A 22,031-nucleotide genomic window follows, 5' to 3' on the forward strand; every position below is an offset into this window, starting at 1 on the left:
ATCGTTCAATGAAATCGCTTACTGGATTGAGTACAGTCCTCACAGGGACTGTATTGGCATTGTCCATGAGTTTGATGGCTCATGCTGAGGAGAAAAATAAATTTGAATCAAGGCAGATGACAGGCGTTGAGCCAGTAAGCGTCGAGGTTGATATTGATGGCGCTGTAGAGCGGTTATCCAAAGCGGTTCAATTCCCCACTATTTCCAACCAGGACAGAAGTGATTTCGATACCGAAGCTTTCCTGGGTTATCACCAGTTTCTGATGGATTCCTTCCCTAATGTCCACAAAACCCTGAAAAGGGAGGTGATGGGTGACCCGCGCCCCTACAGCTTGCTGTATACCTGGAAAGGAAAGGACCCTTCATTACCTCCAGCGTTGTTTTATGCGCATATGGATGTCGTACCAGTGCCGGACGACTCCAGAGACCAATGGAAGCAGGAGCCTTTCGCGGGTGCGGTAGCTGATGGTTATATCTGGGGACGTGGCGTTCTGGACGATAAAAACCAAATTCATGCCATTCTGGAAGCCGCTGAAATGAAGATAAAAGAGGGTTGGCAACCCTCCCGCACATTATATTTCGTGTTTGGGCAAGATGAGGAAGTTGGTGGCCCAGAAGGTGCAAAGCATATCGCTGATGTATTGGAGCAGCGAGGAATTAAAAAGTTTGCCTTTGTTATCGATGAATCCGCGCCTGTCACACCTGGTATATTTCCAGGGATTCCTGATAACACGGCACTGATCGGTATTGCGCAAAAAGGCTTTTTGAGTTTGGAAATAGCAATTCATGGTCAAGGTGGACACTCATCGCAACCTCCTGAAGAATCCAATATTGGGATTTTGGCTGAAGCCATCACCAAACTGGAAGATGCGAAATTCCCCTATAAAATTCATCCTGCTGTTCGTCAGCAGTACCTCTATATGGGGCCAGAGTTAGATAAAGATAAACAACCGATGTATGCAGCGGTAGCGTTTGGTAAAGATGGAGAAATGACAGAGTTAGAAAAACAGTTCATTAAAGAAATGGCTACTCAGCAGCTGACAAGGGCCATGTTGCATACCACCATTGCTGTTACCATGTTCAATGCCGGTATTAAGGACAATGTCTTACCACCTTCTGCTATTGCTGTTGTCAATTTCAGACCCATGCCTGGCGATACCCCAGAAGTTATTATCGACCATGTCAAGAAAGCGATTGATGATGATCGTATAACCGTCAGAGATATCTCGGCATCCACCCCAGCTACCAATGTTGCGGATGCGACCGGGAAGGGTTACAAAGTGCTTGAAAAAACTATCCGTCAAACATGGGGTAATGATCTTATTGTGTCACCATTTTTCGTAATTGGTGGGTCTGATTCGAAACATTTCCAGGCGCGCCCCTTTGCTCCTGATGTTTATACCATTACAGGTATACAGCTCGAGTCAATGAAAGAGTATGCAGGTTTTCACGGTGTGAACGAACGGATTCTAGTAGATGAATATGCCAAGTCAATCGGGTTCTTTTATCAATTACTGAATAACTTAGAGGAACTTTAGTCTCTACATCGTTGCATTGAAAAATGGAAGACGAAGGTAAAATTAATTCAGTTTGTTACCTCAAGAATCGTGTTGAATTAACCGGTATTGAGGCTGTCGTATTTTTAGATAGAAATTACGGTAAGGTCTGTATAGGAAGTAAAACATTTATATTTTTTCAACGATGCTTTGTTGGTTTGGTGTAAAAAATATTAAGAAAAAATATCGCAAGTAACATTCTCAAAACGACAAAGTGATTAAAAAATTGTTTTATCTTATCGGTGATGGGTAAATTTACTATTTGGTTATATTTATCTAAATATAAGATGAGATAAAGATATAATTTTTAAAGGAAAAGTTATGAATTTACTAAAATCGGTTAATACATTTTTCTCTTTCTTTATCTTAATGTTATCAGGTGCTGTTTATACTAACGCGCAATCTGTGCCAGAGGTTACATTAATAACTAACGTCAATGTGTTTGATGGAGTCAATGAAAAGTTAATAAAAAATGCTAATGTCGTCATTACAGATAACTTAATTACTGCTATCTCGACAGAGCCTCAAGCTGTTGCTGGTGGTAAAGTGATTGATGGCGGTGGTCGTACATTGATTCCTGGCCTCTCTGATGCTCATTGGCACATGACCATGGCAGAGGTGCCGCAAGCTGTGATTCTGACAGGAGATGTTTACGAAATCGCCGCCCGCGCGGTGCCGGCGGCTGAACGCACCTTGATGAGGGGGTTTACCACTGTTCGGGACATCGGCGGCAACAGCTTCTCAATCAAAAAATTGATCGATGCCGATGTTATTCCGGGGCCGCGTATGCTGGTTGCTGGTCCCCCCATAAGTCAGACCGGCGGACACTACGATTACCGGTTGCCCCATGAAATCCCTGCGGAAACCAATTTCGATTACTGGGGAAAAACTGGCTTTTTCGTCCTGGCTGACGGAGAAGCTGAAGTGCAGCGGCGTGCCCGGGAAGTGTTCCGAATGGGAGCCAGCCAGATCAAGATCGCGGCCGGGGGTGGCGTGGCGTCTCTTTTTGATCAGATTGATGTACGCCAGTACTCTCTGAAAGAGATGCAGGCATTTGTGGACGTTGCCGAAAGCTATAACAGTTACGTTTCGGCTCACGTGTTCACTGACGAGGCGGTTCAGATGGCCGTGGAGGCAGGCATCAAAAGTATCGAGCACGGCATGCTACTCAGCGAAAAGACTCTTCGGATGATGAAGAACAAAGGCGTCTGGTTAAGCACACAGCCCTTGGTAGACGATGAAGATCGGATGGTTTTTCCAACCGAGTCATCGACAAAAAAATGGTTGGAAGCTACTGCGGGAACTGAAAAGCTCTATCCGCTGGCCAAGAAGCTCGGGGTCAAAATCGCATTCGGTACTGATGCTCTGATGGACCCGGCAATGGCGGCCAAGCAAGGCAAGATGTTGGCTAAGCTGGAGCGCTGGTTTACGCCGTATGAAGTTCTGAAGATGGCAACTTCTGACAATGCTGAGCTTATGGAGATGGCGGGTCCGCGGCACCCCTACCAGGAGGGGCCACTTGGTAAAATCGTTGTCGGGGCTTATGCCGATCTGATTCTGGTTGACGGCAATCCATTGGAGGACTTGAGTCTTGTGGCCGACCCGGAAAATAACTTCGATCTGATTATGAAAGACGGCAAGGTCTACAAAAACACACTGAATTGAGATTCTTTGCCTCGTGTGAGCGCTAGCTGATGCTGCCGCTAACCAAAATAGAGATTACGAGAGAAGAAGATGAAAATCAGACTATTACTTTTTGCGCTAAGTTTATGTGCTCCTGTTGTATTTTCGGAGGAGGTTCCGGTCAGGACGCTGTTTACCAATGTCCACGTGTTTGATGGTGTGTATGAAAAACGCATCGAAAACGCCAATGTTCTGATTGAAGATAACCTGATAGCCAATGTGTCGTCCGAACCTATTGCGGCTGAGGGTGCCACCGTTATTGATGGCGGGGGGCGAACCCTGATGCCCGGGCTTACCGATGCGCATTGGCATACAATGCATGCCCATATTGCAAGTATGGAAGTCCTTGTGAATGACATCGGCTATCTGACACTGGCGGGTGCAGAAGCTGCCGAAGCAACGCTGATGCGGGGTTTTACAGCTGTCCGCGATGTTGGAGGTCCGGTTTTTGGCATCAAGAAGATGATTGACGAGGGAAGATATGTGGGGCCAAGAATCTATCCTTCAGGTGCTTATGTGACGCAGACCTCCGGACATGGAGATTTCCGCTTTCCTACAGTGATGACAAGGAAAGACGGAAGAGAACTTCTCGATCAGGAAATCATGGGTTGGACACTCATCGCAGACGGTGTTCCCCAAGTGCAGAGACGAGTACGTGAGAATCTAATGAGAGGCGCCTCACAGATCAAGATCATGGCGGGCGGAGGTGTGGCTTCACTCAGTGACCCTTTGGATGTAAGGCAATATACGCTGGAGGAAATGAAGGCTGCGGTGGATACGGCAGCCACCTGGAACACCTATGTGACTGTACATGCATATTCAGATGTCGCGGTCCGTGGAGCCTTAGAAGCAGGGGTCCAATCTATTGAGCACGGACAGATGATAACTGAAGCTACCGCAAAACTGATCAAGAAAAAAGGCGCATGGCTGTGCTTGCAACCATTGCTGAATGATGAAGACAGAATTCCATTTCCTGATGGATCTTTCGAGCAACAAAAATTCCTGGCAATGACCGATGGCACGGAGAAAGCCTACGAACTGGCCAAAAAGTATGATCTAAAGGTCGCTTTTGGCACAGATTTACAAAACGGTGCTGAGATTGCGGCCAAACAGGGGAAGTCACTGGCAAAACTCAAAATGTGGTATGAGCCATGGGAGCTGTTGAAAATGGCGACCAGCACCAATTACGAGCTCTTCAAGATGTCTGGACCCAGGGATCCATATCCCGGTGCCAATGGCGTGATCAAGGAGGGTGCGTTGGCGGATATCCTTCTGGTGGACGGCAACCCGCTGAAGGACATAGACCTGATTGCCGATCCCGAGAAGAACTTCGTCGTCATCATGAAGGACGGCAAGATTTACAAAAACACACTGAAATGAGCCTTTTATTTAACGGAATTACGAGGATATCTCCATGAAAACTAGATGTTTACCTTTAGTGCTCGGTTTCTGCGCGTCGCTTGTGTTCGCCCAGGAGACACCGGTCAGGACACTCTTTACCAATGTCCATGTGTTCGATGGCGTTCATGAAAAACGTATCGAAAATGCCAATGTACTCATAGAAGACAACCTGATTTCGGCAGTGTCTTCTGATCCTATTGAGGCCAATGATGCCACCGTGATCGACGGTGGTGGTCGTACCATGATCCCCGGTTTGATTGATGTGCATTGGCATTTGGCTTTAGCGGAGTTGCCCATGGAGGCAATAATTTTTGGAGGGGATGCCTACGAGGTGGGAATTCGAATGGCTCACGCTGCCCCCAGAACTCTGATGCGCGGGTTCACCACAGTTCGTGACATGGGTGGAAACACGTTCAGCCTTAAAAAGCTGATTGATGCAGGGGAAGTGGTTGGGCCTCGTATTCTTCCCGCAGGGCCAATGATCAGTCAGACCGGTGGACACTTTGACTATCGCATGCCCAATCAGGTACCGGATAGAGCAGGCACAATCGATTACTGGGGTAGAGTCGGCATGAATGCGGTTGCCGACGGCGTTCCCGCCGTACGTCAACGAGCACGCGAAGCGTTTATGTTGGGAGCCACCCAACTTAAGATTGCGGGTGGTGGAGGCGTTGCCTCTACCTATGACCCGGTAGATGTACGCCAGTATTCCTTTGAGGAAATGCAAGCTGCTGTCGACGTTGCCGAGAGCTACAACAGTTATGTCGGTGCGCATATATTCACTGATGACGCTGTACAAATGGCCGTAAAAGCGGGAATTAAAAGCATCGAGCATGGCATGCTCATCGGCGAGGATACGCTGAAGTTGATGAAGAAAAATGACGTTTGGTTGAGCATCCAGCCCATCTTAAATGATGACGACGCGGAAGAATTTCCAAATCCTGAGTCCAACAGGAAGTTCGTAGAGGTGACCAAAGGTACTGATACAATTTATCGGTTGGCAAAAAAAATGGGTGTCAAGATGGCGTTTGGCACAGATCTTTTTATGAGCGCAGAGGCAGCAGCCAAACAAGGAAAGTTTCTGGCCAAATTGACGCGCTGGTTTACGCCTTATGAAGCACTCAAGATGGCAACGTCTGACAATGCCGAATTGATGGAGTTGTCCGGTCCCAGGCACCCCTACAAGCAAGGATCTCTGGGTGTATTAAAGACAGGGGCTTATGCCGACCTGATTCTCGTTGACGGAAACCCTCTGGACGATCTGAATCTCGTTGCCGACCCGGAGAACAATTTTGACCTGATCATGAAAGACGGAAAAATTTACAAAAATACCCTGTAGCAGGCACAGCGATTATAGGACAGGTTTCAATAAGCAACAATCCCGAGAGGCCCGACGGTAAAATGATGTGGTTCATTGCCATCGGGTTGCGGACTATTACTTGTTCTGTACCATAAATGGATATGACTATGAATGTGAATGCTCATCGGATGAAGTACGCCAGTCTGGTTTTGGTGGCTACTGTTTTTCTGAATGCCAAACCGGTTGCCGCGCAAGAGCCGACCCCCCTGATCGAGTTTGTTGACGGATTTCCCATGAAGCTCGAAGAGGAGACCCGTAAGGCGGGTTACAACGAACTTTTTAGTGGCGGCGATGTTTCCGCGTATTTCAACGCGCGTGTCTCCGAGTTTTTGCCAACGGCTATTATCCCGTCGCGGCAGGGTGTGATGCCGCTGGGTCGCAAGCCCATGCCGGCAGTGGGCGCCATCAAGGCAGAAATGATGGATGTCAGCAAGCTGGACGGCTCCTTGACTCTGGATAAATTCCTGGAAAAAGCAGAATTCGCTCAGGCGTTTCTTGTTGTCCACAAGGGTAATATTGTCTACGAAAAGTATCCCCGGCTACGCCCTGAAGATCATCATCTGTGGATGTCCTGTGCCAAACCCATGGCAAGCCTGGTAATCGACCAATTGATCAGTGAAGGTAAGATCGACGAGAACGCACCGATCACGAAATATCTCACCGATTTCAAGAACACTGATTGGGATGGTGTCACCACACGTGATGTGATGGATATGGCCAGTGGCATGGATCTGGAGGACACGACTGAATCCCGTTTCGATTCTGATAATATTGCGCGCCGGGTTTATGAGTCCGAGTTTGGCTTCGAGAACGAAACCCGAGGAGTTGAGCGTCTGAGAGATGTTTTACGGAGCACCCCGAAGAAAGATGAGCCCGGCATGGCCTTCCATTACGCCTCGGGACTTACACAAATATTGGTGATCCTTGCAGAAGCAGTCGAGAAAGATCGTTGGGCACAGATCTTCGACCGACGCGTCTGGTCTAAAGTAGGCGCTGAAGGCGCGTTACAGGTGCACCTGACACCGGACGGTATCGCAGCGGCGCATGGGTTGGTGTCGAGTAATTTAAGAGACTTTGCCCGTTTTGGCATGCTTTACACTCCGAGCTGGAAGAAAATTGCCACAGAGCAAGTGGTATCGGATGAGATACTCGATCGTATTCGCAGCGAGGTCAGGACGCATGAGTTCATCATGGCTGGATTTGATGGCCCAGTATTTGCCGACCGTGTTGGTACGGAAGATTTTATCGCCAATAGTCGCCAGTGGGATCTGCTGTGGCCGGATGGAGATATGATGAAATTTGGCCTGATGGGGCAGGGACTCTATGTATCACCATTGCGGGACCTGGTGATTGTATATTTCAACGTAAACAACACGGATCTGTCCGCTCATCGTTTCGCGAGACCGATTGCGACCTCGGGCCTTTTTGAGAAGATGAAAAAACACTAAATCCACACTTACTTACGAATGATGCTTGGGGAAATTAGTATGGCAAAGCGAGTCGTTTCAGAGAAAAAGTTTCCACAACCTCTTTTGAACATTATCTGGTGGTGCACGACTGTTGTAGTGTTTTCTCTGGCTTCGACGGTCAAGGCGCAACAATTTGTAGGGGACAACCAGTGGGTAGCTCCTTATGGCGTATCCACGCTGGCGGCAACGGTTGGTGAGGAGTACGCCCAGCTCTATGTTATCGGGTCACTGGTGCCGGAATGGGAGTTTAATGTTCAGCTTACCAACTATTACGATGACCCCCGGGATGACGATGACAGTTATGTTGCGACCAACCTCTTCGTTAAGCGCCGTCTGTTGCAAAGTGATGATGAATTAACCGGATACAGTATTGTAGCCGGTACAGGCAGTTTTCCGGAGCACCAGGAAGATGGAGAAGTGGCCAAGGCGTTCAAGTCCTACTGGGTGACGGGGACGGCCACCTATGCATTCCTCGATGACAATCTCCTGCTGGATGTGCTGCCCGGAGTTTCGGTAAATCTCGATAGTGGAGACGATAGTGAAACCGCCTGGGGTTTTACCTGGTCGTCACGGGCGGCCCTGTACGGGGTTGTGCCACAGTCTGCCCTTGTGGCTGAAGTTTTTGGTACGGCAGGGGAGGCCTATGCGGAGCCCTCCTACCGGTTGGGTGTCCGCTGGGAAAGCCCCAAGTTCGTTGCTGCATTCACCTACTCAGATGCTTTCGATGGATCCGGCGGTGCGGGTTTTGAGGTTGGTATCATCTATTTTACCGAGCCCCGTTTCTGCTGGGGTGGATGCCGCTGAGAAAGCTCTGGCGCATTTTTCAATTAAAGCGGGTCAGCGAGTCCCGATGCAACACACCAGGCGAGCCTGGTGTGGCTTATTTGTTCAGAATCAATATCCCCAACATTAGCGAACCATTCTCTAAACAGGACAGCTATCCTACTCTGGTATTCCAGGTTATTGATGGTTGCTGTAAAAATGTCAAAAAGCGGAATGACAAGTACGTTTCTATCTCCTGTGATCCAGTCACAGCGGAGCTTTTTGAACAGAGGAACAGAGTGCCCATGATGCGAACAGGGAGGAGATTGCTGATATCGTTGACTGTGGCCGCACTCTATATTTCCGGTATCCTGTTTGCGATCGAAGCTGCGTTGAAAGTCCGGACCGAGCAGGGGGCAATAGCCTGGGCGGTTTCTCTGGTCACCATGCCGCTGGTGGCTGTGCCTGCTTATTTGGTGCTGGGACGCAGCAAGTTTGAAGGCGTATCTGACGCTTTTGAAAGCCGTCGTGATGAATTTGAGCGTCTTCTTGGGCATATCGAGAAAAATCTGAAACCCTGGGAAATACCTCCTTCGGAAGGCCCTTCGTGGCACGCTGCCATGGTGCGTCTGTCTAATATGCCGCTCACCAGAGGCAACCACGCTGATCTACTCATCAATGGTAACGCGACGTTCGACAGTATACTGCGGGGGGTCGCTTCGGCTGAAGAGTACATACTGTTTCAATTCTATATGATTCACGACGATGGTCTGGGTCAAAGGGTGAAGGCGGCGTTGATTGATCGCGCCCGAGCCGGTGTGCGTGTCTACGTACTCTACGACGAGATTGGCAGCAGCGGTTTGCCGTCTCGCTATGTGAATGATATGCGTTCGGCCGGTATAGAGGTCAGCTCTTTTAAACCGACGCAAGGCTCACGCAATCAATTCCAGCTTAATTTTCGCAATCATCGCAAGATGGTTGTCGTCGATGGTGAGACGGCCTGGGTCGGTGGCCATAATGTGGGAGACGAGTATCTGGGGCTTGATCCCGAATTCAGCCCTTGGCGCGACACCCATGTGCGGCTGCAGGGGCCCGTGGTCATACAGCTGCAAATGGCCATTCTCGGTGATTGGTACTGGGCCACGCGTCAACTCCCGGAAGTAAATTGGACACCCCGTCCATCGGAAGAGCACGATAAGAAGGCGATGATCTTCCCTTTCGCACCTACAGGCCAATTTGAAACCGCATCCTTGTTTTTCGTGGCTGCGCTTAATGGAGCAAAAGAGCGTATTTGGCTTTCTGCACCATATTTTGTGCCGGATGCAGCAGTCATGAAGGCCCTTCAGCTTGCAGCCCTGCGGGGGGTGGACGTGCGCATTATCACCACGGGAAAGCCCGACAGTCTCCCGGTTTACATGGCTGCGTTTCACTACATGGAGGAGCTCGCCGGGCTCGATATCCGTTTTTACGCCTATCAGCCGGGTTTTCTGCATGAAAAAGTGATGTTGATTGACGATAACGTGTCGACTGTCGGCACGCCTAACTTCGACAATCGATCATTTCGGCTGAACTTTGAAGTGACGTCTGTGATTTTAGATCGAGAGTTTGCCAGGGAAATGGAGGATATGTTTGAACGAGACTTTGAGCATTCCAAATCTCTTTTTCCGGAGAGCTTTGCTACAAGGTCACTCTGGTGGAGGGGGGCGGTAAAGCTGGCAAGACTGGCCGCGCCGGTGCTGTGATCAGGTGCTGCCATCAGATTAATGCAAGGAGAACCGGCAGAACTCGACCAGACTTTATTAAGAGGACAGAAGGCTTTAGTTAACGCAGGATCAGTTAGAACATTTCAGCACGGCAAGATGTAGCTAGGGTTTATCAGGTGCTGAAAATTCTGGTCGTCGGTATTGATGGCGCTGTAGAGCGGTTATCCAAAGCTGTTCAATTCCCCACTATTTTCAACCAGGACAGAAGTGATTTCGATACCGAAGCTTTCCTGGGTTATCACCAGTTTCTGATGGATTCCTTCCCTAATGTCCACAAAATCCTGAAAAGGGAAGTGATGGGTGACCCGTGCCCCTACAGCTTGCTGTATACCTGGGAAGGAAAGTCCCTTCATTACCTCCAGCGTTGTTTTATGCGCATATGGATGTCGTACCAGTGCCGGACGACTCCAGATACCAATGAATGCCAGAAGAATAGAATCCCACTTTGTTAAAGCTCCGCCGTCTACAACCAGTTTTTGAGGGGCTATATTATTCAGTTTATCTTTAAGTTCAGTGAAGCTGCTGTGTGATTGCCCCTGAACCCAGTCGCCGGAAAGAAACATAACTGTACAGTCATGCTCATCTGTCGAGAGTTCAAACCCGAGAGAAGAAGATATGGAAGAATTTTGGGGCTTCATGCAATACAGGTGTCCATTCTTGATCTATAGTCGTTAAATCCATAAAGTGAGATGCGGATGCGTTCTTTCCATTCCAAACTGGCTTGAATCAAGGACGAATTCCGTTTGATTGTAACCCGTATCCTGGAACAGGTTGCTCAATTAATCATAGCAGTCGCCTCAATTTCTTCCATGAGACTCAGTGTTTTGGAATGTTGTTTTGCACGACAAAGTTGTAGGATCTTATTTTCCCTTAGTGAAGGTGAATTCAAAAAAGTAAGATGGCTGGATGAGAACTATCAGGGCGTCCAGCCTGATTAAATTCTATGATTACTGTCTATGTAACCTATTCTCGGATCATATATATTCATCGCTATTTCAATGGAAGCGTAATTTTATGAGTGAGCAATACTCCGCACGTTTTTTCTGGTCGGGTGTTATTACGATTATCATGGGACTAATTGTTCTTTTCAGCGAGACAGTTGTGTCCGGTACCATAGTGGTTGTTACCAGCTTGATTTTATTACTTGGTGGTGGTGCACAGGTGGCTCTGGGCTTCATTGAAGAAAACAGCGGTAATAAATTGGCTGTCCATAGGGATTGGTGCTCTGACTCTTCTTTTTGGGATGGTCCTTTTTGTCTAATCCGCTCTCTGGGGCTATTTCACTTACGACCTTCTTACCCATTCTGCTGGCGGTGAGCGGGGTATTTTTTTGATGATTGATGGCGGAGCTATCTCCTACCTGTAAGGAATCCTCCTCCAGCTTGTTTTTTTAACGTCTCTTCAGTGTGATAGAACCGTCTAATAACACATGTGTGCTCACGTCCATTGCTAAGTAAGTGGCTCAAAAGGAAGTTTATATCCATGGAAATAAGGAATGTCGATTACGCTCGACACGGGCTGTCAATGCCTGGTTCCAGGCAATCTGCGCTTTTAACGCAGCTACAAATGTCTCGTCCCAAAGCAGCGTCATATCAGTGCGGCTACACCCATCGCACAGAGCGTAGCAATCACCGGAATGACGACGGTGATGATACCCACATCCTTGTAAGCTTCCCTGTGGGTGAGCCCGGTTATGCTTAGCATCGCCACAATCGCGCCGCAGTGTGGCAGGGAATCAAAACCACCACTCGCCATGGTTGCAATGCGATGCAGGGTTTCCGGTTCAATGCCCATATCCAAATAGGCGGGTGCCATGGTTTGCATAAATATCTGCAGCCCGCCCGATGACGAACCGGTGATGGCTGAGACCAGACTGACCGATGCAAACATTGACAGCAATGGGGGTAGACCTGATTCGAGCATCAAACTGATAAAACGTTCGAAACCTACGGTGTGGGTAACCACGCCACCAAAGCCGATAACGGCGGAGGTATTTATCAATGGCATGATTGAATCATGGGTGCCCCGCCCCAAAAGCTGTAAGGCCTGATGTCGAATGCCCGGAAACAGCGCCACCGCAAGTAACGCTCCGCTGAACAACGCAATACTAGGCCATACAATAGGTTGGCTATTGGCAAAAGCCAACAGCTCCATTGCCGGGCCACCGCCTGCCAAGCTGACCTCACTAAGAGACAGTGTAATCATACGCGGCAAGATGATAATACACAGTACAAGGGCTAGCGGCAGGCATGACAGCCCCCAGTGGGGATAGCGCCCGCCGTCTTGTTCGAGGTTGGAGATTTGATCAGTAGGACCCGGGACAAAATGCTCACCATTGGCCCGAGCTCGAATGCGCTGTTTCTCCAAATACCAGATGCCACCTCCAAACATAATCAATCCGCCGATAAGGCCCAGCCAACCACCGGCAAAGAGGTCGGTGCCCAGAGACGCTGAAGATATTACATTCTGAACCGAGGGCGTGCCAGGCAGAGCCGACAAGGTGAAAGTCCCACCTCCCAATGCCAGAGCTGCGCAGAACAAACGTTTGGGTATGTCCGATTCCTGCAGCAGCTTCAGGCCCACTGGGTACATGGCAAATATAACGACGAATATGACCACTCCGCTGTAGGTTAACAACGCACAGGCCAGTGTCGTAATCCACAGCGCGCGATGCGCTCCCAATTTTCTGACCAGTGCCAGTGCAATTGAAGCTGCTGCATGGCTTTCGCCCATGACACGTCCGAAAATCGCGCCGGTGGCTAACAAAAGAAAGAATTTACCGGCAAAGGTAAAGGCACCCAGCGGACCAAAGGAAAAATAGTCAGTCAATCCGGTTGCCAGTGGCAGGCCATTGGTGATGATGACCAGCAAGGAGCACAGCACGGCTGAAAAAACGATATCGACCCCTTTCAGGGCAAGCCAGATGAGCAGGCAAACGCTTGCAATGAGACCAACGTATTCCATAGTGTCACTTCAGGTAATTTGAATGTGGGGTGAATTCTGTCCGTTTACTTATTCGGAGGCTTGTTTTGAGTGGACAAATGAGTGTAAGGTCGTAGTAATATGTGCGTGGCGTGGAGTATTCTGTGGTCGAGTGGAGACGGTTATGAGCAGAGAGCTTTATTTGGTGCGCAGTGAGGTTGTGGCGGGTTTTGATGACCTGGTTCAAGAGCTGGGTGCTGACCCTAAACCCCTTTATCGTCAGGCAGGCTTGACGGCAGCGCTAATGGCAAATCCGGATTATATGGTGCCCTGTGCTAGTGTCTGTACGTTGCTGGACATTGCGGCAAAGCAGCTCGGTAGGGGAGATCTTGGCCTGGTGATGGGCGCTAGAAGGAAGGTGTTTCAGGTTGGTGTATTATGGCCACTGATCGCACATTGTCCTAGCGTGGATCGAGCGTTAATAGAGGCCATGAAGTACTTGCATTTACATAACCGGGGGATGTTCTGGCAATTTGGTAGCGACGGTGATCGTGCCTTTTTGACCCGAATGGACAGGGTTGCCAGTGAGGTGCCCACCTTCCAATGGGCTGTGTACAGTACTTGTGCTATGTTTCTCGGGATGAAAGCACTTTGTGGTAAGGATTGGCGTCCCTCGTCGGTGAGCTTTATTCATCCACCTCCAACCGACACCAAGGCGTACGACCGGTTTTTTGGTGTTAAAGTTGCTTTCAACAGGGAGTTCACTCGGATTGTTTTTCCGGCCTCGGATCTGAAGGGAGAGATTTCACACCATAACCGAAGTCTATATAGTCAGCTCAATAAGCAGGTTCAGGCGCTCGAGGAGGAGTACGAGTGTCAAGAAGACTTTTGTTCGAAAATAAAGCTGCTGATTGAACAGCGTATGCATACGACAGATTGCACTCAAACGGCTATCGCCACAGTCCTGGCCATGCACCCCAAAGCCCTGCAAAGAGAGTTGAAATGCCGCGGTGTTAGCTTTCGCGAATTGAAGGTCGAGGTGCGGCTGGATATGGCGGAGCGCTACTTAAAAGACTCGGAAATTCCGTTGACAACCATAGCGGATATACTGGGTTTTAGCGAGTTGAGCGCATTTTCTCATGCATTTAAAACCCGTCATCAGGTTTCACCGGCTGCTTGGCGAGACAAGGTCAAAACCACGTCATAGGTTCCAAGTCACTACGTTTCAGCAGCTAATGAATATTGTGGCGGTCTGCAGCAGGGAATCCCCCGGGAGCATTAGCGGCCCCGTCAGCGCATTCAAGAAAGCTTAAAAAGCAATGACTATTTCGCTCTCCATTTGGGAGCGCGTTTTTCTGAAAAAGCAAGGGCACCTTCTTTCGAATCTTCGGTCTGTAGGAGCCATTCGAAACATTCATGTTCAAGTCTGACGCCTTGAGGCAGTGGCATGTCAAGCCCCTGCATGACAGCAACTTTCATCTTTTGTACCGCGAGTGGAGCGCCCTTGATGATTTCTGCGGCGATCTGTTCGCACTTTGGCATCAATTGATTCGCTGCAACAACATGATTGACTAGGCCCAGGCGATAGGCTTCTTCTGCATTGATGCGTCCACCGGTGTAGAGCAATTCAAGAGCGTTGCCTAACGGAATCAGGCGGGGCAGTCGCTGGGTCCCGTAGCCACCTGGAATCCAACCGAGCCGGACTTCACCAAAGCCATAGTGGGCATCGTCAGTAGAAACGCGAATATCAGCGCCCAATGCTTGTTCCAGACCGCCGCCATTACAGTGACCATGGATGGCGGCGATCACCGGCTTGGTCAGGGTCAGCATGCGTGGATACAAACGGTCCTGAAAGCCCTCTGCGGCGGGTGACTTGACCCATTTGATATCGGTGCCGACACAAAATGCACGACCCCCGCCGCTGAGGATGCCCACTCTTAAATTGGGGTCGTTTTCTAGATCATCCCATGCATCAGCGATCGCATTATAGGTATCCCCATCGCAGGCATTCATAACTTCCGGGCGGTTGATTCTAACATGGATGATGCCATCTGATTTTTCAACAATAATTTTTTCCATAACTACTCCTTAACTCAACATTTGCGCGCTTAGCAGTTCATTCGGCATAAAGGGTCGCAATCAAATCAGGGATTGCAAGGGTTTTGGGGCTGTCATGGTATCTGTCCCCGGGTTCATACTCGACGGCAGGAAAAACCTTGTATTGCCTAATGTGCTGTCGGTAAAACCCGGGAACTGCATGTCGCGACTAACCTTGCTCATTGCATGAATATGTTTTAATTCTGGTAAAGTTTTTTCGCAAGAGGTCGTACGAACCTGTGAAGTGGAGAGGATGGAACTGTCGAAAAATAAGCGATAACGATGCCTTCATTTGGCGATACATACAGTCCCTGCCCGAACAGTCCACCTTTAAACATGCCGCCATCGGCATAAACCGCATCCCATTGCCGCGAATTACCAAGCGGTGCTTCACCGAGGTAGGAGGTAAAGCGCTTGCCATCGCCTTTCATAAAGGTATCGTGACTGTAGTGTGGTTTGGCAATGCGCGCCAACGCGGCGTCAGAAACAACTTGTTTGTCTGCAACCAGTGACCAGTAGGGCGTATACAGCAGACCATAGCGCGCTAGATCGCGAAGCCGAGAGGACACAATACCGTGCGCTGCGGCCATACCATCGGGGGCAAGATGTATTTGCAGAGCACTGTCGGCACGCACATGGGACCAAACTCTATCGTCAAACGCGTCTGACCAGCTTTGACCGGTTACGGCTTCGGCAATGAAGACCAGCATTTGGGTGATACCTGAACTGTACTCAAAGACCTGGCCCGCTGGGCTGGTACGGCCTGCGCTCTTCAATATGTCGCGCACTGTCTCCACTTTGCCGTTCTTGTAAGCTTCACCGAACTCGGCGCGATAATAACGGGTCGCAATCGAATCCGGGTCCATACGGGTTTTGGAGCTGTCATGGGTGTCTGTCCCTGGCACCATGTCCAACAGCTCTATAACTTTTGTATTGCCCAGTGCTGTGCCGGCAAAATCGGGCAAGTGTGTGCTGACAGTATCACTATCGTGTAGCTTACCTTCATCGATCAGTTGCTCTATCAGCAATGCAGCGGTCGGCTTGGCTACTGACGCCCAAAAGTGGCTATCCGTTGGCCGCAAGCCCGGATAGGTTTCTAAAACCACTTCGCCCTTGTGTAGAATAATCATCGCTTTCACCGCTGCACGAGGATCATTGATTGCGTCGGTTAAGGTCATCTCACCCAAATGTGTATTTGCCGTTACTTCTCCGAGTTCTTTGGTCCAGTCGCTTGAGTTACTTTTGAATGTGTTCGCAGAAAGTCGGTTGGGAATAATCGCCGTTCGCATGGTGCTTGAAATATTCTGAGTCCACCACGAAGTGAGGTCTCCCCCGCTGAGTAATTTTTGATAGCCGGTTTGACTCGCATAAGTTTGGTTTTCATGGAGTGAATACCCGTTGCGCGAATTTTCTACATCTACCGCTACTGCGGTCAGAGACACGCTCGTGATGAACAAAATTGGTAAAGCTTTTATTAGTATTGATTTCATAATTTTCTCATGGCAGATGGTTGAATTTGACTATCCTTGAACTCTAATTGAGTTTTCTTCTGGTGAGGGTATCAACCGTATAGTTCTCGGGTTGTACCTTACAATACTTATCCCAGTCTCTTTTGATGCATGAGCATCATGGCTATCCGTTTCGCTTTTTGACGATAATGAGATGCTCAGCATACATGACGACTTCACCGTTCTGATTAATAACTTCTTTTGCCTCGACCACTATGCCGTGATCCAACTGTTTCGGGTGATCCTCTTTTGATAAGACGCTGACTTTGACTTTAATGGTGTCCCCCGCAAAGACGGGCCTGGGGTAACGAATCTTGTTATAGCCGTACGACATCCCGTTAGGGTTCAGCGGTTGACTAGAGACGGTGAGGCCAATAGCGATTGCAAAGGTCATGGTGCCGTGGGCAATGATTTTCTCGAACGGTTGCGACTTGCAAAATTCGGCATCGGTGTGATGGGGCATAAAGTCACCGGAATGCCCTGCGTGGAAGACGATATCGGCTTCCGTGATGGTTCTGGCTGGCGTGAGACGCGATGCACCGATTTCGAAATCTTCAAAAAACTCCGGTGGATTCATGTTAAATTCCTATTGACGGGGTTGATTTATTAGCTGGGTCAAAAAAGCGGGGGGATAAGGGCATGCCCTTACCCCAGTTCATGTTGCCTGGGTGAATGCCAGTAACGTAGCTGATCTACGTTAATCAGGAAAACAGGCCCTTTTTCTCCAGGCAGTAGAGGGCTTCCATCAAGTAGAAATCGCCCCAAATGGTTTCGTTTTTCGGTGCGACTTTCTTCCGTCCGTTCATGCAACCATCGAGGAGCATGCCGACAGGGCGCTCATCACCATCGTCGATCGGCGTGAGATGCTGGCACAGGCTCTCCAGCATGGGTTCTAGACGATCAGTAAACGGCTTGGCCTCTTCCGGCAATGGGTCCAAAACGGCAAGACGAGCCAGAGCAGAACAAACAATGGCAGACGCGGAAGTGTCCAGAGGGGCGTCCGGGCTTGGATCGTCGAAGTCCCAAGGCGGTACATCGGCCCCGACTTTATTCCACCAGTAGTCAAACAGCTTTTTAGCGGTGCGCAGGTAGTGAGTGTTGCGAGTGTGTTCGTAGGCCCATAAGCTGCCAGCAATGGCCCAGGATTGACCGCGCGACCAACACGAATCATCGGCATAACCCAGCAGGGTTGGAATTTCACCGATCAACTCACCGGTTTCCCAATTGAACATGATGTTCTCAATGGTCGAACCATCTTCTCGAATAAAGTGTTCTTCCATCACTTTATGCATTTTTTCGGCACCGATCAGGAAGGTTTCATCACCGGTTTCTTTCCAGGCCCACCAATCCAAAATGAGAGCAGGGTGAACATTATCAATGCAGATAGTATTGCGAGACAGTGCACCCGCGACGACCTCATCGGAAAATTCCACGGCGCCAAGAACCTGGCATTGAGTGCCGACAGGCATGGCACCATTGCCTTTGTTGGCGCTAGAGCGCATTGCCCAAGCCGCAGCCAGAGCTAACGTGCGCATGTTTTTGTCACCGGTGGCTCCATAAAGGCGTGCCGCTGAATAGGCAAAACGGTGGCCGCGAAACATGTCATCCAGTTCCAGTTTGTAGCGAATGGTTTCCAAGCGGCGGAAAGCCTCTTCAATTAGCTCTGGTCGATCAAGTAGCTCGCCGGTCATACGCAGCATGTCAATCCAGTGGCCGTCAATCCAGTCCCCGGTTGGTACGGTGTTCCATTTTCCTGTTTCAGGATCTGCATTGTGCGGCCATGCATCGCCTATTTGTTCGCGGGTGTTCAATACTCTCTGGCACAGCAGGTTTAGCGCTTCAGCTCGATTTGCCATAACTCTTTTCCTGTTATTGATGTTTGAAGTCGCATTGTTACGTCTCACATTGGAGTTCTGCTTGATATAAAAGGACAAGCCTGGAGATTTCGTTGCAACCACACATGGGGGTGAACACAGTCCCAGTGTCCACTTAAAACAAGCGAAATCAGTAAGGGGGCGTAATAATTGAGTTTCAATGTTCCTAATAGTCTCAATTGACCACTAATAACTATGAACAGTCGGCTTTAAAGCATCAGCCGACATAAATTCTTTTAGCTTGGCGCAACTATGTTTGACGAAGCGCCAGGCCGGTTACAGCCTCGGAGTCTGATATGCCCAACCTACTTGAAGGAATCAAAGTTTTAGAACTTGCCTCATACGCCGCAGGTCCGTCTGCGGGAGTGATCCTCTCGGACTTTGGTGCCGATGTCATTAAAATTGAGCCTCTTACCGGGGATCCCTGGCGTCATGGGCACTTAATTCCTCCTCTGCCATCCAGTGAAATTGCCTATTGCAACCTGATTCAGAACCGCAACAAAAAATCCGTTGCGCTGGACATGAAGAACCCCGAGGCACAGAAAGTATTTTATAATCTGGTCGAGTCAGCAGATGTACTCTTGTCCAATTGCCTGCCCAACGTGGCAGAGGACTTAAATGTTCAATATGAAAAGATCAAGGAGATCAACCCGCGCATCATCTATGCGCAAATCAATGGTTACGGTGAAGGTGGCGACGAAGATAATGCTCCAGGTTACGATGGAACCGGCTGGTATGCGCGATCCGGTTTGATGGAAGCACTTCGTGCAAAAGATGGAGACCCGGTTCCCATCCCGCTGGGGATGGGCGACATGTCCACCGCGACCGCACTTTTTGCCTCCATTATGTCGGGTCTCTACCATCGCGAAAGAACGGGAGAGGGTAGTAAAGTTACCACATCGTTGATAGAAAATGGCGTATGGTCAAATGCAATTCCAATTCAGGCGGAACTGATTGACGCAGGCACATTGCCGAAATTTGCACGCGAAGATTGGCCACAACCAACCATGAATGCGATCTATAAAACCAAAGACGATCGCCACATTGTGATCATTCAGCTGAATGATCGTGTGTTGAACGACATGTATAAGGTGATTGGCGCCAGTCATTTGATCGGGGATGAACGCTTCCAAGATAACGTCAGCCGTTATAAAAACCACAAAATTCTGTTTAACGATATTCAGGCTGCCATCATTACGATGACCCTTGACGAGGTGATTGCAGCACTGACGTCGGTGCGTGTGACCTTTTCTGTGGTTAAGCAAACCCGGGAATTGCCAGACGATCCTCAGGCAAACGCCATCGGTCTGTGGCCAGAAGTGGAAGGCATGCAGGGTGTGCGCACGGTTAACAGCCCAATCAATGTGAGCGCTGTGGAAAAAGTAAAGCCCAAGCCAGCCCCTGAGAAAGTCGGCGGTGACACGGTGTCAGAACTTAAATTGATCGGTTACAGCGACGAGGATATTCAGGTACTGGTGGCCGCAAACGCAATCGGCATTGCCCGATGACTGACAGCTTTTCCTTAAATCGGAGCTTTGAGCTTTGACATTACATACGAGTATGCATATGCCTGACTATCAGTATATTTTGACCGAGAGCATAGCCGAGGTCGGTATCGTTACCCTGAACCGTCCCAGGCAGATGAATGCATTCAACGATATTATCACACGCGAGATGATCGATGCGCTGAACGCCTTTGATCAGGATGACAACATTGGCTGCATCATTATCACTGGTAATGAAAAATGCTTTGCAGCAGGTGCCGATCTAAAACATATCGCTAACCTCGAATTTGCCGATGCCTATCGAACCAATCTGGGGGCGGATATTGGCTGCGTTGCGTCTGTTCGCAAGCCGATCATCGCTGCCGTATCCGGGATTGCCTTGGGCGCGGGTACCGAATTGGCTTTGATGTGCGACATTATCCTCGCCTCTGAAAGTGCGCAATTTGGCCTGCCCGAAGTTACATTGGGCGTCATCCCCGGTGCCGGTGGCACACAGCGTTTATCGGACCGGGTGGGCAAGGCCAGAGCCATGTATTACATCCTGACCGGGCGGACTATGTCAGCCCCGGAGGCTGAGCGAATTGGCCTGATAACGCAAATCGTACCCGCTGAAAAACTGATGGATGAGGCCCGTGCTTTGGCTGCAGAGCTAGCGGCTAACCCGAGGCTCGCGGTGATGGCGGGCAAGGAAACCGTAAACCAGGTGGCCGAGATGCCATTGGTCGAGGGTTTGCAGGTTGAGCGCCGATTATTTCACGGGCTTTTTGGTACCGCGGATCAGAAAGAAGGCATGGCTGCTTTTGCCGAACGACGTAAGCCTAAATTCAATCAGTAGTGCAATGCGATGACTAAAAATAACAAGGATATAAACCGTTGCTTGAATATTACCGACCTGGATAAGCTTGCCCAGCGGAGACTGCCAACTCCTATCTACGACTTCCTGGAGGGCGGCGCCGATGATCAATACAGCCTGAGACATAATAGCGAGGCTTTTGATCAATTACAGATAAAGGCGCGCTCTTTGATTGATGTCAGTAGTGTCGATCTGAGTGTACATGTACTGGGCCAGCAGTTGCAGTGGCCGCTCTTATTGTCGCCAGTCGGTATGAAGAGAATGTTTCATCCGGACGGGGAGTTGGCGGCCGCCCGAGCCGCGACTCACAGTGGTTCGCTCTATACAGCGACCGTCTTTTCCACTATCTCGCTGGAGAAAATTGCCGCCGAGACTGGTGGTCCGAAAATGTTTCAAAGTTACCTGCTGGCTGATCCTGAACTCAACGATGAGATGGTTGATAGAGCCAAGGCCGCAGGCTATCCCGCCATGTGCTTAACCGTGGACAGCATTGTCGGAGGCAATCGCGAGACAGTGATACGCCGTGGCGTATCGATACCTCCCAAGCTGACCTTGAAATCGGCGTTACAGTTCGGCGCTAAGCCGGTTTGGGCATCCAACTACCTGAAACATGAAAAATGGCAGCTGGAGAACATGGTAAATGCCAAGTCACTGGCTGGAGCACCTTATGCTTTGCTCGATACCAAGCCCAGCTGGGAGAAGGCCGGGCGCATGATTGCACGCTGGCAAGGGCCGTTTGCAATCAAGGGAATTATGAGTGCTGAGGACGCCAAGCGAGCCGTCGAAATCGGCGCTACGGCCGTGATCATTTCCAATCATGGCGGCAGGCAACTGGACGCCACACCAGCGCCGATCGAGCTGCTGCGTGAGGTTAGGGGCGCGGTAGGAGCGGATGTTGAAGTGATTGTCGATGGCGGCATACGACGTGGTACTCACGTGTTAAAAGCCCTGGCGATGGGGGCCACGGCTTGCAGTATCGGCCGACCCTATCTCTATGGCTTGGCCGCTGGCGGGCAGTACGGTATCGAGCGATCTCTGGCGTTGTTGCGCAGCGAGTTGCAACGCGCCATGATCTTGGCCGGTTGCAGCAACATCAAGACCCTCGATATCAGCCTGCTGCGCCGGGCCGGGTTTGATTGACCTCGGCAGGGGCCCTGATCATTCATCATTAAATCACGCCGGTGGAGGCGCTTTACAAAACTGGCGGATCAGGTGTGAGAAACGGTGTTTATGCTTGAAATCTGTCCATCCATATCAAGCAGAATTTCTTGTAAAGCG

At 49.7% G+C, this 22,031-nt stretch carries 18 protein-coding genes; 12 read left to right on the forward strand and 6 right to left on the reverse strand.

From position 1 onward, the window contains the following. The first annotated feature begins 8 nt into the window (after nucleotides 1–8). The 7 genes from G8770_RS11590 (at nucleotide 9) to cls (ending at nucleotide 9,973) form a co-directional block, all read left to right on the forward strand. Entirely contained in the window at nucleotides 9–1,538 is a 1,530-nt protein-coding gene (locus G8770_RS11590) for a M20 family peptidase (RefSeq protein ID WP_167186521.1), read from the forward strand. Between the two features lie 339 nt (nucleotides 1,539–1,877). Continuing rightward, nucleotides 1,878–3,221 carry a metal-dependent hydrolase family protein gene (locus G8770_RS11595; protein ID WP_208022211.1) on the forward strand — a complete coding sequence of 448 codons (1,344 nt, stop codon included), beginning with the start codon at nucleotides 1,878–1,880 and terminating at the stop codon, nucleotides 3,219–3,221. A gap of 69 nt (nucleotides 3,222–3,290) precedes the next feature. Further along, entirely contained in the window at nucleotides 3,291–4,619 is a 1,329-nt protein-coding gene (locus G8770_RS11600) for a metal-dependent hydrolase family protein (protein ID WP_167186523.1), read from the forward strand. 34 nt (nucleotides 4,620–4,653) lie between these two features. Continuing rightward, nucleotides 4,654–5,979 carry a metal-dependent hydrolase family protein gene (locus G8770_RS11605; RefSeq protein WP_167186526.1) on the forward strand — a complete coding sequence of 442 codons (1,326 nt, stop codon included), beginning with the start codon at nucleotides 4,654–4,656 and terminating at the stop codon, nucleotides 5,977–5,979. A gap of 128 nt (nucleotides 5,980–6,107) precedes the next feature. Then, entirely contained in the window at nucleotides 6,108–7,448 is a 1,341-nt protein-coding gene (locus G8770_RS11610; protein ID WP_167186529.1) for a serine hydrolase domain-containing protein, read from the forward strand. A 39-nt stretch (nucleotides 7,449–7,487) separates the two neighbouring features. Then, nucleotides 7,488–8,273 carry a hypothetical protein gene (locus G8770_RS11615; protein ID WP_167186530.1) on the forward strand — a complete coding sequence of 262 codons (786 nt, stop codon included), beginning with the start codon at nucleotides 7,488–7,490 and terminating at the stop codon, nucleotides 8,271–8,273. A gap of 71 nt (nucleotides 8,274–8,344) precedes the next feature. Next, nucleotides 8,345–9,973: a cardiolipin synthase gene (gene cls / locus G8770_RS11620; RefSeq protein WP_208022212.1), complete on the forward strand. Its 1,629-nt coding sequence runs from the start codon at nucleotides 8,345–8,347 to the stop codon at nucleotides 9,971–9,973. 182 nt (nucleotides 9,974–10,155) lie between these two features. Here cls and G8770_RS11625 read toward each other — a convergent pair whose 3' ends face one another. Then, on the reverse strand, nucleotides 10,156–10,632 hold the full coding sequence (locus G8770_RS11625; RefSeq protein ID WP_167186533.1) for a hypothetical protein: 477 nt from the start codon (nucleotides 10,630–10,632) through the stop codon (nucleotides 10,156–10,158). Nucleotides 10,633–11,008: 376 nt separating this feature from the next. Between G8770_RS11625 and G8770_RS11630 the strand changes: the two genes are divergently transcribed. After that, nucleotides 11,009–11,311, forward strand: coding sequence for a hypothetical protein (locus G8770_RS11630; protein ID WP_167186536.1), 303 nt, complete (start codon nucleotides 11,009–11,011; stop codon nucleotides 11,309–11,311). A 270-nt stretch (nucleotides 11,312–11,581) separates the two neighbouring features. On the opposite strand, the gene G8770_RS11635 is transcribed toward G8770_RS11630, so the two are convergent. Beyond that, a complete protein-coding gene (locus G8770_RS11635) occupies nucleotides 11,582–12,958 on the reverse strand; it encodes a GntP family permease (RefSeq protein ID WP_167186539.1) in 1,377 nt (458 codons plus the stop codon). A gap of 142 nt (nucleotides 12,959–13,100) precedes the next feature. On the opposite strand from G8770_RS11635, the gene G8770_RS11640 reads away from it, so the two are divergent. Beyond that, nucleotides 13,101–14,123, forward strand: a complete 1,023-nt coding sequence (locus G8770_RS11640) for an AraC family transcriptional regulator (protein ID WP_167186541.1) — start codon at nucleotides 13,101–13,103, stop codon at nucleotides 14,121–14,123. A 116-nt stretch (nucleotides 14,124–14,239) separates the two neighbouring features. On the opposite strand, the gene G8770_RS11645 is transcribed toward G8770_RS11640, so the two are convergent. The 4 genes from G8770_RS11645 to G8770_RS11660 all read right to left on the reverse strand — a co-directional run bounded on the left by G8770_RS11645 (nucleotide 14,240) and on the right by G8770_RS11660 (nucleotide 18,377). Continuing rightward, nucleotides 14,240–14,995, reverse strand: a complete 756-nt coding sequence (locus G8770_RS11645) for an enoyl-CoA hydratase/isomerase family protein (protein WP_167186544.1) — start codon at nucleotides 14,993–14,995, stop codon at nucleotides 14,240–14,242. A 215-nt stretch (nucleotides 14,996–15,210) separates the two neighbouring features. Next, nucleotides 15,211–16,503: a serine hydrolase domain-containing protein gene (locus tag G8770_RS11650; protein WP_167186547.1), complete on the reverse strand. Its 1,293-nt coding sequence runs from the start codon at nucleotides 16,501–16,503 to the stop codon at nucleotides 15,211–15,213. A gap of 142 nt (nucleotides 16,504–16,645) precedes the next feature. Next, nucleotides 16,646–17,098 carry a MaoC family dehydratase gene (locus G8770_RS11655; RefSeq protein WP_167186550.1) on the reverse strand — a complete coding sequence of 151 codons (453 nt, stop codon included), beginning with the start codon at nucleotides 17,096–17,098 and terminating at the stop codon, nucleotides 16,646–16,648. A gap of 124 nt (nucleotides 17,099–17,222) precedes the next feature. Continuing rightward, nucleotides 17,223–18,377 carry a YyaL domain-containing protein gene (locus G8770_RS11660; RefSeq protein ID WP_167186553.1) on the reverse strand — a complete coding sequence of 385 codons (1,155 nt, stop codon included), beginning with the start codon at nucleotides 18,375–18,377 and terminating at the stop codon, nucleotides 17,223–17,225. Between the two features lie 314 nt (nucleotides 18,378–18,691). On the opposite strand from G8770_RS11660, the gene G8770_RS11665 reads away from it, so the two are divergent. The 3 genes from G8770_RS11665 to G8770_RS11675 are packed head-to-tail and all read left to right on the forward strand — an operon-like array spanning nucleotide 18,692 to nucleotide 21,893. Continuing rightward, nucleotides 18,692–19,903, forward strand: coding sequence for a CaiB/BaiF CoA transferase family protein (locus tag G8770_RS11665; RefSeq protein ID WP_167186556.1), 1,212 nt, complete (start codon nucleotides 18,692–18,694; stop codon nucleotides 19,901–19,903). 58 nt (nucleotides 19,904–19,961) lie between these two features. Then, nucleotides 19,962–20,735, forward strand: a complete 774-nt coding sequence (locus G8770_RS11670; RefSeq protein WP_167186559.1) for an enoyl-CoA hydratase-related protein — start codon at nucleotides 19,962–19,964, stop codon at nucleotides 20,733–20,735. Between the two features lie 42 nt (nucleotides 20,736–20,777). Beyond that, entirely contained in the window at nucleotides 20,778–21,893 is a 1,116-nt protein-coding gene (locus G8770_RS11675; RefSeq protein ID WP_208022213.1) for an alpha-hydroxy acid oxidase, read from the forward strand. Nucleotides 21,894–22,031: the final 138 nt, after the last annotated feature.

Origin of the sequence: Pseudomaricurvus hydrocarbonicus, assembly GCF_011602365.1 — a bacterium.
Classification (GTDB): Bacteria; Pseudomonadota; Gammaproteobacteria; order Pseudomonadales; family Cellvibrionaceae; genus Pseudomaricurvus; species Pseudomaricurvus hydrocarbonicus.

Excerpts from the sequence above, each read along its gene's own strand:
- G8770_RS11625 (WP_167186533.1), bottom strand. The coding sequence starts at position 10,632 with ATGAAGCCCCAAAATTCTTCCATATCTTCTTCTCTCGGGTTTGAACTC.
- G8770_RS11595 (WP_208022211.1), top strand. The coding sequence starts at position 1,878 with ATGAATTTACTAAAATCGGTTAATACATTTTTCTCTTTCTTTATCTTA.
- G8770_RS11630 (WP_167186536.1), top strand. The coding sequence starts at position 11,009 with ATGAGTGAGCAATACTCCGCACGTTTTTTCTGGTCGGGTGTTATTACG.
- G8770_RS11640 (WP_167186541.1), top strand. The coding sequence starts at position 13,101 with ATGAGCAGAGAGCTTTATTTGGTGCGCAGTGAGGTTGTGGCGGGTTTT.
- G8770_RS11615 (WP_167186530.1), top strand. The coding sequence starts at position 7,488 with ATGGCAAAGCGAGTCGTTTCAGAGAAAAAGTTTCCACAACCTCTTTTG.
- G8770_RS11635 (WP_167186539.1), bottom strand. The coding sequence starts at position 12,958 with ATGGAATACGTTGGTCTCATTGCAAGCGTTTGCCTGCTCATCTGGCTT.
- G8770_RS11610 (WP_167186529.1), top strand. The coding sequence starts at position 6,108 with ATGAATGTGAATGCTCATCGGATGAAGTACGCCAGTCTGGTTTTGGTG.
- G8770_RS11590 (WP_167186521.1), top strand. The coding sequence starts at position 9 with ATGAAATCGCTTACTGGATTGAGTACAGTCCTCACAGGGACTGTATTG.
- G8770_RS11645 (WP_167186544.1), bottom strand. The coding sequence starts at position 14,995 with ATGGAAAAAATTATTGTTGAAAAATCAGATGGCATCATCCATGTTAGA.
- G8770_RS11665 (WP_167186556.1), top strand. The coding sequence starts at position 18,692 with ATGCCCAACCTACTTGAAGGAATCAAAGTTTTAGAACTTGCCTCATAC.
- G8770_RS11600 (WP_167186523.1), top strand. The coding sequence starts at position 3,291 with ATGAAAATCAGACTATTACTTTTTGCGCTAAGTTTATGTGCTCCTGTT.
- G8770_RS11660 (WP_167186553.1), bottom strand. The coding sequence starts at position 18,377 with ATGGCAAATCGAGCTGAAGCGCTAAACCTGCTGTGCCAGAGAGTATTG.
- G8770_RS11655 (WP_167186550.1), bottom strand. The coding sequence starts at position 17,098 with ATGAATCCACCGGAGTTTTTTGAAGATTTCGAAATCGGTGCATCGCGT.
- G8770_RS11650 (WP_167186547.1), bottom strand. The coding sequence starts at position 16,503 with ATGAAATCAATACTAATAAAAGCTTTACCAATTTTGTTCATCACGAGC.
- G8770_RS11670 (WP_167186559.1), top strand. The coding sequence starts at position 19,962 with ATGCCTGACTATCAGTATATTTTGACCGAGAGCATAGCCGAGGTCGGT.
- G8770_RS11605 (WP_167186526.1), top strand. The coding sequence starts at position 4,654 with ATGAAAACTAGATGTTTACCTTTAGTGCTCGGTTTCTGCGCGTCGCTT.